Source organism: Variovorax sp. E3, assembly GCF_016082275.1.
Classification (GTDB): Bacteria; Pseudomonadota; Gammaproteobacteria; order Burkholderiales; family Burkholderiaceae_C; genus Variovorax.
Genome location: NZ_MOWM01000065.1, coordinates 24170 through 38372, shown reverse-complemented (window position 1 = coordinate 38372; position 14203 = coordinate 24170). Strand labels below are relative to the sequence as shown.

Below are 14203 nucleotides of genomic sequence, written 5' to 3'. Positions count from 1 at the left end.
CGAAGCCGCCGCCGCGCGGTGCCGGGGGACGCGAGCCGCGGTCGTTGAAGCCGCTGGCGCCGGCGTAGTTGCTGTTGCCGCCGCCGAAGCCGCCGGCATTGCCGCCACGATGGCCACCGCCGCCGCCGAACTTGCGGTCGCGCGAATGGTTGTCGCCACGGCCGCCGCGGAACTCACCTTGCGGCGGGCGCGATTGCGGCATGCGCTGTTGCGGCTCCATGCCCGGCACCACTTCCGCCTTGAACTGCTGGCGGCTGTAGTGCTCGATGTCCATGATCTTGCGGCGATCGCGGAACTCGGCGAACGTGACGGCGATGCGTCGCGGCCGGCACGGCCGGTGCGGCCGATGCGGTGGGTGTAGTCCTCGGCCTTCATCGGCAGGCCGAAGTTGAAGACGTGGGTGATGGTCGGCACGTCGATGCCGCGGGCGGCGACGTCGGTCGCCACCAGGATCTGCACCTGGCCCTGGCGCAGCGCCATCAGGCGGCGGTTGCGCAGGCCCTGGCTCAGGGCGCCGTGCAGCGCCACGGCGCTGAAGCCGTCTTGCTGCAGGTCGTTGGCCAGACCGTCGCACTCGACCTGCGTGCTCGCGAACACGATGGCCTGGTTGATGGTGGTGTCGCGCAGCCAGTGGTCCAGCAGCTTGCGCTTGTGCTGGGCGTTGTCGGCCCAGAACAGCACCTGCTTGATGTTGGCGTGCTTTTCCTGCGGGCTGTCGATGGTCACGCGCTGCGGCTCGCGCATCACGCGCTGGGCCAGCTGCTGGATGCGCGGCGCGAAGGTGGCGCTGAACATCATGGTCTGCTGGCGCTCGATGGTGAGCTGGTTGACTTCGGCCAGGTCGTCGGCAAAGCCGAGGTCGAGCATGCGGTCGGCTTCGTCGACCACCAGGAACTTGACCTGGTCGAGCTTGATCTGCATCGAGCGTTGCAGGTCGAGCAGGCGGCCCGGCGTGGCGACGACGAGGTCGGCGTTCTGCAGGCGTGCAATTTGCAGCTGGTAGGGCATGCCGCCCACGACGTTGGCGATGCGCAGGCCGCGGCAGTGGCGAACGAGCTCGATGGCGTCGTGCGCGACTTGCTGGGCGAGTTCGCGCGTCGGGCACAGGATCAGGCGCCGGGGGTGGCGGCCTTGAAATGACGGGCGTTGGTCGGATCCTTGCGCTTGGGCTTCTTCGGCACGGTTTCGCCGCGCGCGGCGGCTTCGGCGGCCAGGCGCTGGAATTCGGCCTTGGCTTCGGCTTCGGCTTCGGCCTGGCGCTTGAGCAGCGTGTGCAGCACGGGCAGCAGGAAGGCGGCGGTCTTGCCCGAACCGGTCTGGCTGGAGACCATCAGGTCGACGAAGCGAGCCGTCTGGGCCGCGCCCTCTTGCTCGCCCATGGCGATCGGGATCACCTTGTCTTGCACGGTGGTCGGCTGGGTGAAGCCCAGGTCGGCCACGGCGGCGATCAGCTCGGGCGCAAGGCCCAGCTTGATGAAGCCGTTGGGCTTGGCGGGTTCTTCGGCCACGGCCGCTTCAGGGGCGGCTGCGTCGAGCGCCTCGAGAATGGGCGCCTCGGACACGGTGTCCACGGCGGCGGTGAATTCGTTGTTGGTAGCGGATTGCACAGGCGCGAACTCGCCCTGCGCTTCAAAAGCGTCGGTCATGAATATCAATCTCAAACGCGAGCGCTGCCGTAGGCGGCGCCCCGTTGGTGGTTAAAAACATCAACCATCCAACGACATTCAACTTCTGGCTTTCGCCGGAGGCTGCGGCCCTTTTTGATCAGCGGATGCGATCGGGCTCGGTGTGCAAGATAGGGAGATGCAAGAGACGCTGGCCGGGTTTCAAAACACGTAGCCCGATCAGCGAAGCCCGCAATTATGGCACGGATTCGGGTTTTTACCTAATCGTTATCAATCTGCAAGGCGCAGAAAGGTTTCGCGGTAGTGCGCCAGCTCTTCGATCGACTCGTGCACGTCGGCCAGCGCGGTGTGCGCCTGCTGCTTCTTGAAGCTGCTGTAGGCCGAGGGTTTCCAGCGCTTGGCCAGCTCCTTCAGGGTGCTGACGTCGAGGTTGCGGTAGTGGAAGTACGCCTCGAGCTTGGGCATGAACTTGACCAGGAAGCGCCGGTCCTGCCCGATGGTGTTGCCGCACATGGGCGAGCCGCTGCGCGGGATGTACCTGGCGATGAACTCCAGCAGCTGCTGTTCGGCGGCGGCTTCGTCGATCTCGGAGGCCTTGACCTTGTCGATCAGGCCGCTGCGGCCGTGGGTGCCCTTGTTCCAGGCGTCCATGGCGTCGAGCACGGCGTCGCTCTGGTGGATGACGAGCACGGGGCCGTCGATGCGGATCGCAAGGTCGGGGCTGGTGACGACCACGGCGATTTCGAGCAGGCGCTCTTTCTCGGGGTCGAGACCGCTCATTTCGCAATCGAGCCAGACCAGGTTCTGGTCGCTTTTCTTCAGGGTGGGCACGGCTGCGGGGGGCGTCGGGTCAAGGGATTCGGGCATCGCAGGATTGTCGTCGAAGGGCTGCGGCCCCAGATAGCGAGGGCTAAACTCGCCGCTCCATGTCCTATTCGCTCATCTTCACCATTGCTTTCGCGGTCGCGCTGGTTGCGGGGCTGCTCGTGAAGTTCTGGCTCGCTTCCCGACAGATTCGCCACGTGGCGCAGCACCGCGGCGCCGTGCCGCCCGCCTTCGCGCAGACCATCACCCTGGCCGCCCACCAGAAGGCCGCCGACTACACCATCGCCAAGGCGCGCTTCGGCCTGGTCGAGATGGCCTGGGGCACCGCCCTGCTGCTCGGCTGGACGCTGCTCGGCGGGCTCGACGTGCTCAACAAGCTGCTGCTGGCCTGGCTCGGCGGCGGCATGGTGCAGCAGCTGGTGCTGTTGGCGGCCTTCGCGGCCATCGGCGGGCTGCTGGAGCTGCCTTTCACGCTGTGGCAGACCTTCCGGCTCGAAGAGCGCTTCGGCTTCAACAAGATGACCTGGAAGCTCTGGCTGGCTGACACGCTCAAGTCGACGCTGCTGGGCGCGGTCATCGGGCTGCCGATCGCGGCGCTCATCCTCTGGCTCATGGGCGCGGCCGGCCAGTTGTGGTGGCTCTGGGCCTGGGGCGCGTGGATGGGCTTCAACCTGCTGCTGATGCTGATCTACCCGACCTTCATCGCCCCGCTGTTCAACAAGTTCAAGCCGCTCGACGACCCCACGCTGAAGGCGCGCGTCACGGCGCTCATGAAGCGCTGCGGCTTTGCCGCCAAGGGCCTGTTCGTGATGGACGGCAGCACGCGCAGCGCGCACGCCAACGCCTATTTCACGGGCTTCGGCGCCAGCAAGCGCGTGGTGTTCTACGACACGCTGCTGCGCCAGCTCAACGCCAGCGAGGTCGAGGCCGTGCTCGCGCACGAGCTCGGCCACTTCAAGCACCGCCACATCGTGAAGCGGCTGATCGCCATGTTCGCGCTGAGCCTGGCGGGCTTTGCCCTGCTGGGCTGGGTGTCGACGCAGGTCTGGTTCTACACGGGCCTGGGCGTGCAGCCCAACATGGCCGCGCCCAACAGCGCGCTGGCGCTCCTGTTGTTCATGCTCGCGGTGCCGGTGTTCGGCTTCTTCGTGGCGCCGCTGCCCGCGCGGCTGTCGCGCAAGCACGAGTTCGAGGCCGACGCCTACGCCGTGGCGCAGACCAGCGGCGCCGACCTGTCGGCCGCGCTGCTCAAGCTCTACCAGGACAACGCCTCGACGCTCACGCCCGACCCGGTGTTCGTGAGCTTCTACTACTCGCACCCACCGGCCTCCGAGCGCCTTGCGCGCATGACGGCCGCCTGATCCCCTCATTTTCGAAGAGCCTCCCATGAGCAGCATGTTCAAGCCCAAAGACTGGAAGAACCTCCCTCCCCGCAAGGCGCTGAGCGCCACCGAAATCGTCGCGAGCCTCGCGCGCCTCGACGGCTGGAAGCTCACGGGCGACGGCGCCGACGTGGCCATCGAGAAGACCTTCACCTTCTCGAACTACTTCGAGACCATCGCCTTCGTGAACGCGCTGGCCATGGTCGCGCACACGCAAGACCACCACCCCGACCTGTCGGTGCACTACAACCGCTGCGTGGTGCGCTTCAACACGCACGACGTGGGCGGCCTGTCGGTCACCGACTTCGACTGCGCGCGCCAGGCCGACGCGCTGGTGGGCGCCCCTGGCGCCGCCGCATGACGGACCACGCCCTTGGCTAAGCCGGGCCGCCGCGCCGCGCCCGCGGCCCCTGCCGCGAAGGCACTCCACGACGGCCTTGTCGTTGCCAGCCATGGGCGTCACTGCCTGGTCGAAACGCCCGCGGGCGAACGACTCATCTGCCATCCGCGCGGCAAGAAGAGCCAGGCCGTGGTCGGCGACCGCGTGCACTGGCAGGCCAGCGAAGACGAAGGCACCATCGAGCAGGTGCTGCCGCGCCGCAACCTGTTCTACCGGCAGGACGAGATCCGCACCAAGTCGTTCGCGGCCAACCTCGACCACGTGCTGATCCTGATCGCGGCCGAGCCCGAGTTCTCGGAGCACCAGTGGCGCGCGCGCTGATCGCCGCCGAGGCCGAGCGCATCCAGCCGATCATCGCGCTCAACAAGAGCGACCTGGTCGAGCCCTTCGAGCGCGCCTGGGCCAAGCTGGCGCCCTACCGCCGCATGCACCACGGCGTGCTGCCGCTGTCGCTGAAGGCCTCGGGCGAGGCCGACTACGCGTCGCTGATGAAGCTGCTGGCCGGCAAATCGACCCTCGTGCTCGGGCCGTCAGGCTCGGGCAAGAGCACGCTGACCAACCTGCTGGTGCCGGGCGCGACGGTGCTGACGCAAGAGATTTCGCAGGCGCTGAACTCGGGCAAGCACACGACCACCAGCACCACCTGGTACTGGATCGACGAGGCGCGCACCACGGGGCTGATCGACTCGCCGGGCTTCCAGGAATTCGGCCTGAACCACATCGCGCCGATGCAGCTCGCCGGGCTCATGCCCGACATTGCCGAACACGCGAACGACTGCAAGTTCTACAACTGCACCCATCTGCACGAGCCGGGCTGCGGCGTCATCGCCAACGTGGCTTCGGCCGCCGCGCCGGAGGGCATCAGCGCGAGCCGCTACAAGATCTACGGCGAGCTGTTCGCCGAACTGAGCCAGAAGCGGTACTGAGCCCGCGGCTCAGCCGAGCCAGATCCGGTAGGCGTTCCAGGTCGGGTCGAAGGCAAGGTCAAGGGACACCGGCAACTCCGCTTCCGCCTGCACCGCTTGCGCGTGCACGATCGCGGCCTCGGGGTTGGCGACCTGGAAGTAGACGGTGCGCACGCCCTCCTCCAGCACGACGTGCGTGCAACAGCCTTCCTCGTGCTTCTGCAGCAGCGCCGTCAGCTGGTCTTCGTGCATGCGCGCCTGCTCCAGTTCTTCGCCCGACTCGACCGGCACGGCCGCCGACAGGCGATGGCTCAGGTCGGCCCGGCCCACGAGCGCGGTGGCCGAGTCGTTGCGCATCACGACCAGCTCGATCTCGCGGCCGTCCGCGGCCTCGCGCGTGGCGTTCAGGCCCGACCACGAATGCTCGCCCACGGGGAACACGCCGGTGTGGCCGAGCTGGTCGCGCCAGCAGGCGTCGAACAGCGGCACGAACGTGTCGAGCGACACGCCGTCGAAATCGGCCGGGTCGCCGACATCGACATAGTCGACCGGCCCGACCTTCACCGCGGTGTCGTACTCGCCCAGGATGTGGTCGAGCATGATCAGGCTCATGTGGCGCACATGGTCCTGCATGTCCATCGGGATCGGCTTGGCGAAGCCGATCTCCAGCGCCACGAGGCCCCTGTAGGGCTCGTGCTTCACGAGGATTTCAGAGCTCGCCAGCTCGAAGTCGTTCATCCGCATGCTGAAGCCTTCGCCGGTGCGCTGCCTGAAGGCCTCGACCTCCACCTGCGGCAATGCCGGGCTGCACTGCGCCAGCGTCATCACATCGTCGAAGTCGTCGATGGAGCCGTGTGCCGTCAGCACCAGCTTGAAGGCCGGTGGATCGCCCGCCACTTCGACGGCCAGTTGCGGAAAGAAGGGCTCCAGCAGCCCGTTCAGTGCGTCCATCAGCTCCGGTCCGGAGAGGGTTCGCAGGCTTTCGAGCTGGCTGCTCACGGCTTGCCAGAAGCTCGCGCACGCGGCGGAGCGCGGGTCGGTGACGTGGGGCGGCATCGCCAGGGCTTCGTTCATGGAGAGGGGGTGAGGAGAATGTCTTGCAGGTGCTGCACGAGCAGGCTGCATTGTTCGCGCGTGCCGATGCTGATGCGCAGGTACTGCGCAATGCGCGGCTGCCTGAAGTGCCGCACCAGCACCGCGCGCTCGCGCAGCGACGCGGCCAGTTCGGCGGCATCGCGCCCGGGATGGCGCGCAAAATGAAATTGGCCTGCGAGGGCAGCACCTCGAAGCCCAGGTCCTCGAGCTGCAGCGTGAGGCCTTCGCGGGTGTCGACGATCTTGTCGCGGGCGCTGCGAAAGGCCTCTTCGTCCTCGAGCGAGGCCACGGCGCCGGCGGATGCCAGCCGGTCGATCGGGTACGAATTGAAGCTGTCCTTGACGCGCACCAGGCCGTCGACGAGGTGCGACTGGCCGCAGGCGAAACCGACACGCAGGCCGGCCAGCGAGCGCGACTTGGAAAGCGTCTGCACCACCAGCAGGTTCGGGTATTTGTCGACGAGCGACAGCGCGCTGTCGCCACCGAAATCGACATAGGCCTCGTCGACCAGCACCACGCGATCGGGGCAGGCCTGCAGCAGTTGCTCGATGCGCGAGAGCGGCACGCCGATGCCGGTCGGCGCATTCGGGTTGGCGATGACGATGCCGCCGCACCCTTGCCCGGCGCGTGCCGCGATGGCGTCGATGTCGATGCGCAAGCCGTCGTCGACCGGCTGCAGCTCGCAGGCAATGCCGTAGATCTGCGCGTAGACCTTGTAGAAGCTGTAGCTCACGTCGGGCATCAGCAGCGGTTCGGCCTGCTGGAAGAACGCGAAGAAGGCGTGCGCCAGCACCTCGTCGGAGCCGTTGCCCGCGAACACCTGGTCGGCGCGCAGGCCATGGCGCCGCGCGACCGCTTCGCGCAGCGCGAGCGAGGTGGGGTCGGGGTAGAGCTCCAGGCTGTTCTCGGCCGCGCGGCGGATGGCGCCGACGACGCCCGGCGAAGGCGGGTACGGGTTCTCGTTGGTGTTGAGCTTGACGAGGTTCGCGATGCGCGGCTGCTCGCCGGGCACGTAGGGTTCGAGCGCGCCGATGCGCGGGCTCCAGAAAGCCGGGACGGGGGTGGTCATGAAATTCCTTGGCGCCGGCTCAGCCGAGCAGGCGCGCCAGCGTGAGCAGGGCCAGCAGCACCATCCACATCACGACGGAGCGCCAGACCAGGCCCACCACGCTGCGCAGGTGGCCGGGCTCGGGCTCGCGGCCGGGCGTGCTGCCGCTGTCCGGCGGGCGGCCGTCGGCGACGGATTCACCGGCCTGGGCGCGCGACAGCGGATCGAGCGTCGGAATCGGGCGCAGCGCGCCGCCGCCGAGCCGCACGTTGACCGCGCCGGAGGTGGCGGCCAGGATCACGCCGTCGTTCTCGTTGGGGAAGCGCTGCGCGTCGTTGCGCCAGCAATCGATGGCTTCCTCGAAGCTGCCGACCACCGCGAAGCCGAGCGCCGTGATGCGCGCGGGCAGCCAGTCGATCGCGTGCCAGGCGCGGTCGGCCGCCTCTTGCACCGAGACGCTCGACGGCTGCACCGCGGCGCCGTTCTTGTGGGCCCAGTAGCGCGAGACAAACTCGCTCATGCGGTAGAACACCGCACCCGCCGGGCCCAGGCCGATGGCCGCGATGATCGAGAACCAGGCGAGCACGCCGAACACGTGGCGATGCGCCGCGATCACCGAATGCTCGATGACGTGGCGCACGATTTCGCTGCGCGGCAGGTCGGCCGCATCGACGCCCTGCCAGTGCGCGAGCAGCGAGCGCGCCAGCGGCTCGTCGCCTTCGTCGAGCGCGTCGCGGATGTCCGTGAAGTGGTGGCTGAACTGACGGAAGCCCAGCGTGACGTAGAGCACCGCGATGCTCCAGAGCACCGCGAACGGCAGGCCCAGTGTGAGCACCAGCAGCCAGTGCACGCCCAGCGCCATCAGCGTGGGCACGAACACCGCGAGGCCCCATGCGATCCATCCGTGATGCGGCTTGCCCGCGTCGAAGTTGCGGCTGGTCCAGCGTGTCCACGCCAGAACGCTGCCGTACACGGGGTTGTGCGGGCCCAACGGGCGCACCTGCTCGATCAGCAACGCGCACAGGATGGCAAAGAAGCTCATCCTTCGATGATAGCGAGACCGCCTGAAGATTCAGGCGGGAATAGAGGGCAGATTCAGGCCGCGAGAAAGCGGTAGAGATTGCGCAGCATGCCCGCCGTCGCACCCCAGACGAAACGCTCGTCGGGGCCGTCCTGGTAGGGCATCGAATACCACTGGCGCCTGCGGCCGTCGGTGGCGCTCACGGAATGGCGGCGGTGGTTGGCCGGGTCCATCAGCCATGCGAGCGGCACCTCGAAGCTTGCGCCACTTCGTAAGGGTTGATGGTGAGCTCGAAGTCGGGCTGCACCAGCGCGACCACCGGCGTGACGATGAACGAGGTCACGGTCGTGTAGGTCGGAAGGCTGCCCAGCACCTCGATGAACTGGGCCGAAAGGCCCACCTCTTCCCAGGCCTCGCGCAGCGCGGCGGCGCTGATGTTGGCGTCTTCCGGATCGACGCGGCCGCCCGGAAACGCCACCTGCCCCGAGTGGTTCGACAGGTGCGTGGTGCGCTCGGTGAGCAGCACGCTCGCGCCTTCGGGGCGCTGCACGATCGGCACCAGCACGGCCGCCTGCGCGGGCGCGCGGTCGATCATGCGCGGCTCGCGGCGCAGCTCGGGCGTCCACGCGGGGGGCGTGGCGAAGCGTGCGCGCAGGGCCTGCGCCGTCAGCTGCGCGGGGGCCACCGCGGGCAAGCCGTCACTGCCGTCCTCGAAGGGCGCCTCGCGCGGATCGAACTGCAGCAGCGTGGGCGGCACCACGGCGTTGACAGGCTCGAGGGGCACGGATTGCAGGGGGACGGAAGTGGTGGTCAAGAGATGAAGTGGCGGGAACCGGGTAGGAGGAGTAGAGCGTAAAAAAGCGACGCTGTCTTTTTGTGCGGAGCACCAATGCAAAAAGCCGCCAGAGCGGCGGCTTTTCTTGCACGACAGCGCTGCTTACTTGGCAGCAGCCGTCGACTTGCTCGGCAGCTTTTCCTTGATGCGTGCCGAACGACCGCTGCGCTCGCGCAGGTAGTACAGCTTGGCGCGGCGCACATCGCCACGACGCTTGACTTCGATGCCGGCGATCAGCGGGCTGTAGGTCTGGAACGTACGCTCCACGCCTTCGCCGCTGGAGATCTTGCGCACGGTGAAGCCGCTGTTCAGGCCACGGTTGCGCTTGGCGATCACGACGCTTCGTAGGCCTGCACGCGCTTGCGGGTGCCTTCGACGACGCTCACGCTCACGATGACGGTGTCACCAGGCATGAAATCGGGGATGGTCTTGCCGAGGCGGGCGATTTCTTCCTGCTCGAGGGTTTCAATGAGGTTCATGATTTCCTGATAGTCGATCGTGTCGGGCTACACAAAAGGCGCTGTTGGCTTCCAGGGGCGTGTCTTGCGACCTGCCCCATGAAATTGCCAGGCGCGGCCGGGCAGAGGATCGGGGAACCGAAGATTATAGCTTTTTTTTCAGCGCGGCCTCATCGGCCTTGCCCAGACGCCCCGCCGCGCGGGCGGCGTCGATCAATTCGGGGCGCCGGGCGGCCGTGATGGCCAGCCGCTGGTCACGCCGCCAGCGCTCGATCTGCGCATGGTGGCCCGAGAGCAGCGGGGCCGGAACGCCCTGCCCGTTCCACTGTTCGGGCCGCGTGTAGTGCGGGCAGTCGAGCAGGCCGTCGAGCGCGGGGTTGAAGCTGTCCTGCACGTGGCTGGCCTCGTCGCCGAGCACGCCCGGCTGCAGGCGCGCCACGGCGTCGAGCAGCGCCATGGCCGCGATCTCGCCGCCGGAGAGCACGAAGTCGCCCAGGCTGATCTGGTGGGTGATGCGCGCGTCGATGAAGCGCTGGTCGATGCCTTCGTAGCGGCCGCAGACCAGCACCGCGCCTTCGCTGGCCGACCAGCGCTCGACCGCTTCGTGCTTCAGGGCTTCGCCGATGGGCGAGAACAGCACGACGGGCGCCTGCGCCCCACGCGCGGCCAGCGCCGCGTCGAGGCAGGCCGCCAGCGGCTCGGCCATCATCACCATGCCGGGGCCGCCGCCGAAGGGGCGGTCGTCCACGCGCTTGTAGTTGCCCAGCGCGTAGTCGCGCGGATTCCACAGCACGACCTCGACCTGCTTCGACTCGTAGGCGCGACGCGTCACGCCGCTGGCCACGAAGGGCGCGAACAGCTCGGGAAACAGGGTGATGACGTCGAAGCGCATGCCGCGCGAGCGCCGTTCAGTATTCGGGTTGCCAGTCGACCGTGATGAGCCGGCCGGCCAGGTCGACCTTGTCGACGAAGACAGAAACGAAGGGCACCATGCGTTCGATGGCCTTGCCGTCTTCTTCGGCCGTGAGCACCAGCGTGGTCTGCGGGCCGGTGGCGAGCAGCTCGCGCACGGCGCCGAGCACCACGCCTTCGCGGTTGACCACCGACAGGCCGATCAGGTCGACCCAGTAGTACTCGTCGTCGCCGGCCGTGGGAAAGCTGGAGCGCGGCACGAAGACGCGCGCGCCGCGCAGGGCCTCGGCGGCGTTGCGGTCGGCCACGTCGTCGGATGTGGCGACGATGCAGTCGGAATGTTCTTTGGCTTCGCGGATCGCGAGCCGGAAAGCGGTGGCGGCGGAGGCTCCGGGAGCCTGCAGGAACCAGCGCTTGGAAGAAAAGAGCGCCTCGGGTTGGGCGCTGTGGGGCAGGACCTTGAACCAGCCCTTGATGCCCCATGCATCGGCGATGCGCCCGACTTCAATCGCATCCGCCGGCAATTCGGCGGCTTCGAGTGTAGGCAACATCGCCGTGCGGGACGCTTAGGCCGCCGCCTTGGGAGCTGCCGCGGCAGCTTGCTTGATGATGCGCAGAACGGTGGGCGAAGCTTGTGCGCCGACGCTCTTCCAGTACGCCAGGCGGTCCTGGGCGATACGGATGCTTTCTTCGTTTTCCTTGGCGGTCGGGTTGTAGAAACCCAGGCGCTCGATGAAACGGCCATCGCGGCGAACGCGCTTGTCCGACACGACGATGTTGAAGAACGGACGGCCTTTGGAGCCGCCGCGGGAGAGTCGAATGACGACCATGATTTATCCTTGGGTGGTCAGCAGGCCTTATGGATGAAGAAGAGGCCCGCTCACAATGTTCTTCCAGCGTCGAGACACGCGACATGGCCACCCGGCCAGCGACACGCTGAAAAGCCTGCGATTATAGCCCGACACGCGTTTTTCACGAATTCCGGCCTTGCGCCATCTGTTTCCGCCCATGCCCCTGACCATCCGTCCCAGCCGCGAAGAAGACATCGCGGCCATCGCCGCCATCTATGGCCACCACGTGCTGAACGGCACCGGCACCTTCGAAACAGAGCCTCCCTCCCCCGCCGACATGAGCGCCCGCCGCGCCGACGTGCTCGCCAAGAACCTGCCGTACCTGGTCGCCGAAGAAAATGGCGAAGTGTTGGGTTTTGCCTACTGCAACTGGTTCAAGCCGCGCCCGGCCTACCGTTTCTCGGCCGAGGACTCGATCTACATGTCGGAGTCAGCACGCGGCAAGGGTCTGGGCGCCAAGCTGCTGGCCGCGCTGTCGCAGGCCGCCGAGGCGGCCGGCGTGCGCAAGCTGATCGCGGTGATCGGCGACTCGGCCAACGCGGGCTCGGTCGGCGTGCATCGCAGCCAGGGCTTCACGCACGTGGGCGTGCTGAAAGACTGCGGCTGGAAGTTCGGCGAATGGCGCGATGTCGTATTGATGGAAAAAGTGCTCGGCGAAGGCAGCACCACCCGCCCCGAATGAGACCCGAATGAAAAACAAGACCACCGCCGCCTGGCTCACTTTCCTGGGCGGCCCGCTCGGCCTGCACCGCTTCTACCTGCGCGGCATTGGCGACTGGCTCGGCTGGCTGCTGCCCATTCCCACGGCGCTGGGCATCTACGGCATTGAGCGCGTGCGCATGTACGGCGTGGACGACGGCCTGAGCTGGGCGCTGATTCCGCTGCTGGGCTTCACCATCGCGGGCTGCGCGCTGACGGCTATCGTCTACGGCCTCATGACGCCGGAGAAGTGGAACGCCCGCTTCAACACGAACGCAGCGGCCGATGCGGCGCCCGGCCACACGAACTGGTTCACCATCGGCGCGGTGGTGTTGTCGCTGTTCTTCGGCAGCACGATCCTGATGGCCAGTATCGTGTTCAGCTTCCAGCGCTACTTCGAGCACCAGGTCGAAGAAGGCCGGAAGATTTCGCAGTAACGGTAACGGCTCTTGGCTCAGAACAGCTGCATGCTGAGCCAGTAGGCAATCGCAGCCACGAAGGCCGACGCCGGGATCGTGAAGATCCAGGCCCACACGATGTTCCCCGCCACGCCCCAACGCACGGCGCTCGCGCGCTGCGTGGAGCCCACGCCGACGATGGCGCCCGTGATGGTGTGCGTGGTCGACACCGGAATGCCCAGCGCGGTGGCCAGGAACAGCGTCAGCGCCCCGCCCGTCTCGGCGCAGAAGCCGCCCACGGGCTTGAGCTTGGTGATCTTCTGGCCCATGGTCTTCACGATGCGCCAGCCGCCGAACATGGTGCCCAGCGCGATCGCGGCGTAGCAGCTCACGATGGTCCAGGTCGGCGGGCTCGCGTCGCCGGCGTTGGCGTAGCCGGTGGCAATCAGCAGCATCCAGATGATGCCGATGGTCTTCTGCGCGTCGTTGCCGCCGTGGCCCAAACTGTAGGCGCCGGCCGAAACCAGCTGCAGCCGGCGGAACCACCGGTCCACGCGCGACGGCGTGGCGCGGCGGAAGCCCCAGGCCACCACCACCATCATCATCGAGCCCAGCAAGAAGCCCAGCAGCGGCGACACGAAGATGAAGGCCACCGTCTTCCAGATGCCCGAGGCCACGAGGCCGCTGGCGCCGGTCTTGGCGATCACCGCGCCCACGATGCCGCCGATCAGCGCGTGCGACGAGCTGCTCGGAATGCCGTAGTACCAGGTGACGAGGTTCCAGCTGATGGCGCCCACCAGCGCGCCGAACACCACGTGCACGTCGACCACCCCGGGCTGGGCGATGCCCTTGCCCACGGTGGCCGCCACGCTCAGGTGGAAGATGAAGATCGCGATCAGGTTGAAGAAGGCCGCGAACACCACGGCCTGCCCCGGCTTGAGCACGCCGGTGGAAACCACCGTCGCGATCGAATTGGCGGCGTCGTGGAACCCGTTCATGAAGTCGAACAGGATCGCGAGCGCGACCAGCACTATCACCACCCAGAGGGCGACCTGAACCGTTGCCATCGGTCGCTACCCGCTCAGGAATTCTCGAGGACGATGCCCTCGATCACGTTGGCCACGTCCTCGCACTTGTCGGTGATCGTCTCGAGCAGCTCGTAGATCGCCTTGAGCTTGATGACCTCGCGCACGTCGGGCTCCTCGCGGAACAGCTTGCTCATGGCGCTGCGCATGACGCGGTCGGCGTCCGACTCGAGGCGGTCGATTTCCTCGCAGGTCTTCAGCGTGGCCTCGGCCACGGCCGGGTCGGCGATCTTGCCGAGGAACTTGACGGCGTCCTTCAGGCGGTCGCAGCACTTCACGCTCAGGGCCGTGAGGCGCACGATCTCGTCGGTCATGTGGCGCACGTCGTACAGCGCCATGGTCTCGGCCGAGTCCTGGATCAGGTCGGCCACGTCGTCCATCGTGTTGATGAGCTTGTGGATCTGCTCGCGGTCGATGGGCGTGATGAAGGTCTTGTGGATCAGCCGGTTGACGTCGTGCGTGACGCGGTCCGCGGCGCGCTCGGCGTTGTCGACGTCGCGGTTGTACTGCTCGCGCAGGTGCACGTCGCTGTAATTGGCCACGAGTTGCTCGAACGCCCGCGCCGCCTCGACGATGCGCTCGGCGTGCTGGTTGAACATCTCAAAAAAATTCCCCTCGCGGGGCAGCAGCTTGCCGAACATGGCGCTCTCCTGGAATCTCGGGT

The 14203-nt window shown here is 67.2% G+C and carries 12 protein-coding genes and 5 pseudogenes; 5 read left to right on the top strand and 12 right to left on the bottom strand.

Annotation, left to right across the window (positions count from 1 at the left end; genetic code table 11):
• Together BMG07_RS21955 and orn are read right to left on the bottom strand one after the other, a co-directional pair.
• Positions 1-1646: pseudogene (locus tag BMG07_RS21955) on the bottom strand (DEAD/DEAH box helicase); the annotation flags it as partial.
• A 249-nt stretch (positions 1647-1895) separates the two neighbouring features.
• The gene (orn, locus tag BMG07_RS21950) at positions 1896-2492 is read right to left on the bottom strand and encodes an oligoribonuclease (RefSeq protein WP_198086319.1); all 597 of its coding nucleotides are present in this window, start codon (positions 2490-2492) and stop codon (positions 1896-1898) included.
• A 59-nt stretch (positions 2493-2551) separates the two neighbouring features.
• On the opposite strand from orn, the gene BMG07_RS21945 reads away from it, so the two are divergent.
• The 3 genes and pseudogenes from BMG07_RS21945 (at position 2552) to rsgA (ending at position 5158) form a co-directional block, all read left to right on the top strand.
• Complete coding sequence (locus tag BMG07_RS21945; RefSeq protein WP_198086318.1) at positions 2552-3811, top strand: M48 family metallopeptidase; 1260 nt, start codon at positions 2552-2554, stop codon at positions 3809-3811.
• A 25-nt stretch (positions 3812-3836) separates the two neighbouring features.
• On the top strand, positions 3837-4193 hold the full coding sequence (locus BMG07_RS21940; protein WP_198086317.1) for a 4a-hydroxytetrahydrobiopterin dehydratase: 357 nt from the start codon (positions 3837-3839) through the stop codon (positions 4191-4193).
• Between the two features lie 12 nt (positions 4194-4205).
• A pseudogene (gene rsgA, locus BMG07_RS21935) lies at positions 4206-5158 on the top strand (ribosome small subunit-dependent GTPase A).
• Between the two features lie 9 nt (positions 5159-5167).
• On the opposite strand, the gene BMG07_RS21930 reads toward rsgA, so the two are convergent.
• From BMG07_RS21930 to rpsP, 8 genes and pseudogenes are all read right to left on the bottom strand, one after another.
• Positions 5168-6211: a hypothetical protein gene (locus BMG07_RS21930; RefSeq protein ID WP_269759261.1), complete on the bottom strand. Its 1044-nt coding sequence runs from the start codon at positions 6209-6211 to the stop codon at positions 5168-5170.
• Positions 6208-7301: pseudogene (gene hisC / locus BMG07_RS21925) on the bottom strand (histidinol-phosphate transaminase). Before hisC ends, BMG07_RS21930 begins: the two are co-directional and overlap by 4 nt.
• A 19-nt stretch (positions 7302-7320) precedes the next feature.
• A complete protein-coding gene (locus tag BMG07_RS21920; RefSeq protein ID WP_198086316.1) occupies positions 7321-8322 on the bottom strand; it encodes a CobD/CbiB family protein in 1002 nt (333 codons plus the stop codon).
• Between the two features lie 53 nt (positions 8323-8375).
• A pseudogene (locus BMG07_RS21915) lies at positions 8376-9094 on the bottom strand (CoA pyrophosphatase).
• A 144-nt stretch (positions 9095-9238) separates the two neighbouring features.
• A pseudogene (gene rplS, locus BMG07_RS21910) lies at positions 9239-9615 on the bottom strand (50S ribosomal protein L19).
• 124 nt (positions 9616-9739) lie between these two features.
• Positions 9740-10486: a tRNA (guanosine(37)-N1)-methyltransferase TrmD gene (trmD, locus tag BMG07_RS21905; RefSeq protein WP_198086315.1), complete on the bottom strand. Its 747-nt coding sequence runs from the start codon at positions 10484-10486 to the stop codon at positions 9740-9742.
• 16 nt (positions 10487-10502) lie between these two features.
• Positions 10503-11057, bottom strand: a complete 555-nt coding sequence (gene rimM / locus BMG07_RS21900) for a ribosome maturation factor RimM (RefSeq protein ID WP_198086314.1) — start codon at positions 11055-11057, stop codon at positions 10503-10505.
• A gap of 15 nt (positions 11058-11072) precedes the next feature.
• Positions 11073-11336 (bottom strand): 30S ribosomal protein S16, encoded by a 264-nt coding sequence (gene rpsP, locus BMG07_RS21895; protein ID WP_056510179.1) that lies wholly within the window; start codon positions 11334-11336, stop codon positions 11073-11075.
• 178 nt (positions 11337-11514) lie between these two features.
• Between rpsP and BMG07_RS21890 the strand changes: the two genes are divergently transcribed.
• Both BMG07_RS21890 and BMG07_RS21885 read left to right on the top strand, forming a co-directional pair.
• Complete coding sequence (locus BMG07_RS21890; RefSeq protein ID WP_198086313.1) at positions 11515-12039, top strand: GNAT family N-acetyltransferase; 525 nt, start codon at positions 11515-11517, stop codon at positions 12037-12039.
• Positions 12040-12046: 7 nt separating this feature from the next.
• Positions 12047-12493, top strand: coding sequence for a TM2 domain-containing protein (locus tag BMG07_RS21885; protein WP_198086312.1), 447 nt, complete (start codon positions 12047-12049; stop codon positions 12491-12493).
• Positions 12494-12510: 17 nt separating this feature from the next.
• Here the strand turns inward: BMG07_RS21885 and BMG07_RS21880 are convergent, their stop codons facing one another.
• Together BMG07_RS21880 and BMG07_RS21875 are read right to left on the bottom strand one after the other, a co-directional pair.
• Positions 12511-13521, bottom strand: coding sequence for an inorganic phosphate transporter (locus BMG07_RS21880; RefSeq protein WP_198086311.1), 1011 nt, complete (start codon positions 13519-13521; stop codon positions 12511-12513).
• A gap of 14 nt (positions 13522-13535) precedes the next feature.
• Positions 13536-14180: a DUF47 domain-containing protein gene (locus BMG07_RS21875; protein WP_012746613.1), complete on the bottom strand. Its 645-nt coding sequence runs from the start codon at positions 14178-14180 to the stop codon at positions 13536-13538.
• Positions 14181-14203: the final 23 nt, after the last annotated feature.

Bases quoted from the DNA above. Each gene is read 5' to 3' on its own strand.
- orn (WP_198086319.1), bottom strand. From the start codon at position 2,492: ATGCCCGAATCCCTTGACCCGACGCCCCCCGCAGCCGTGCCCACCCTG.
- BMG07_RS21945 (WP_198086318.1), top strand. From the start codon at position 2,552: ATGTCCTATTCGCTCATCTTCACCATTGCTTTCGCGGTCGCGCTGGTT.
- BMG07_RS21940 (WP_198086317.1), top strand. From the start codon at position 3,837: ATGAGCAGCATGTTCAAGCCCAAAGACTGGAAGAACCTCCCTCCCCGC.
- BMG07_RS21930 (WP_269759261.1), bottom strand. From the start codon at position 6,211: ATGAACGAAGCCCTGGCGATGCCGCCCCACGTCACCGACCCGCGCTCC.
- BMG07_RS21920 (WP_198086316.1), bottom strand. From the start codon at position 8,322: ATGAGCTTCTTTGCCATCCTGTGCGCGTTGCTGATCGAGCAGGTGCGC.
- trmD (WP_198086315.1), bottom strand. From the start codon at position 10,486: ATGCGCTTCGACGTCATCACCCTGTTTCCCGAGCTGTTCGCGCCCTTC.
- rimM (WP_198086314.1), bottom strand. From the start codon at position 11,057: ATGTTGCCTACACTCGAAGCCGCCGAATTGCCGGCGGATGCGATTGAA.
- rpsP (WP_056510179.1), bottom strand. From the start codon at position 11,336: ATGGTCGTCATTCGACTCTCCCGCGGCGGCTCCAAAGGCCGTCCGTTC.
- BMG07_RS21890 (WP_198086313.1), top strand. From the start codon at position 11,515: ATGCCCCTGACCATCCGTCCCAGCCGCGAAGAAGACATCGCGGCCATC.
- BMG07_RS21885 (WP_198086312.1), top strand. From the start codon at position 12,047: ATGAAAAACAAGACCACCGCCGCCTGGCTCACTTTCCTGGGCGGCCCG.
- BMG07_RS21880 (WP_198086311.1), bottom strand. From the start codon at position 13,521: ATGGCAACGGTTCAGGTCGCCCTCTGGGTGGTGATAGTGCTGGTCGCG.
- BMG07_RS21875 (WP_012746613.1), bottom strand. From the start codon at position 14,180: ATGTTCGGCAAGCTGCTGCCCCGCGAGGGGAATTTTTTTGAGATGTTC.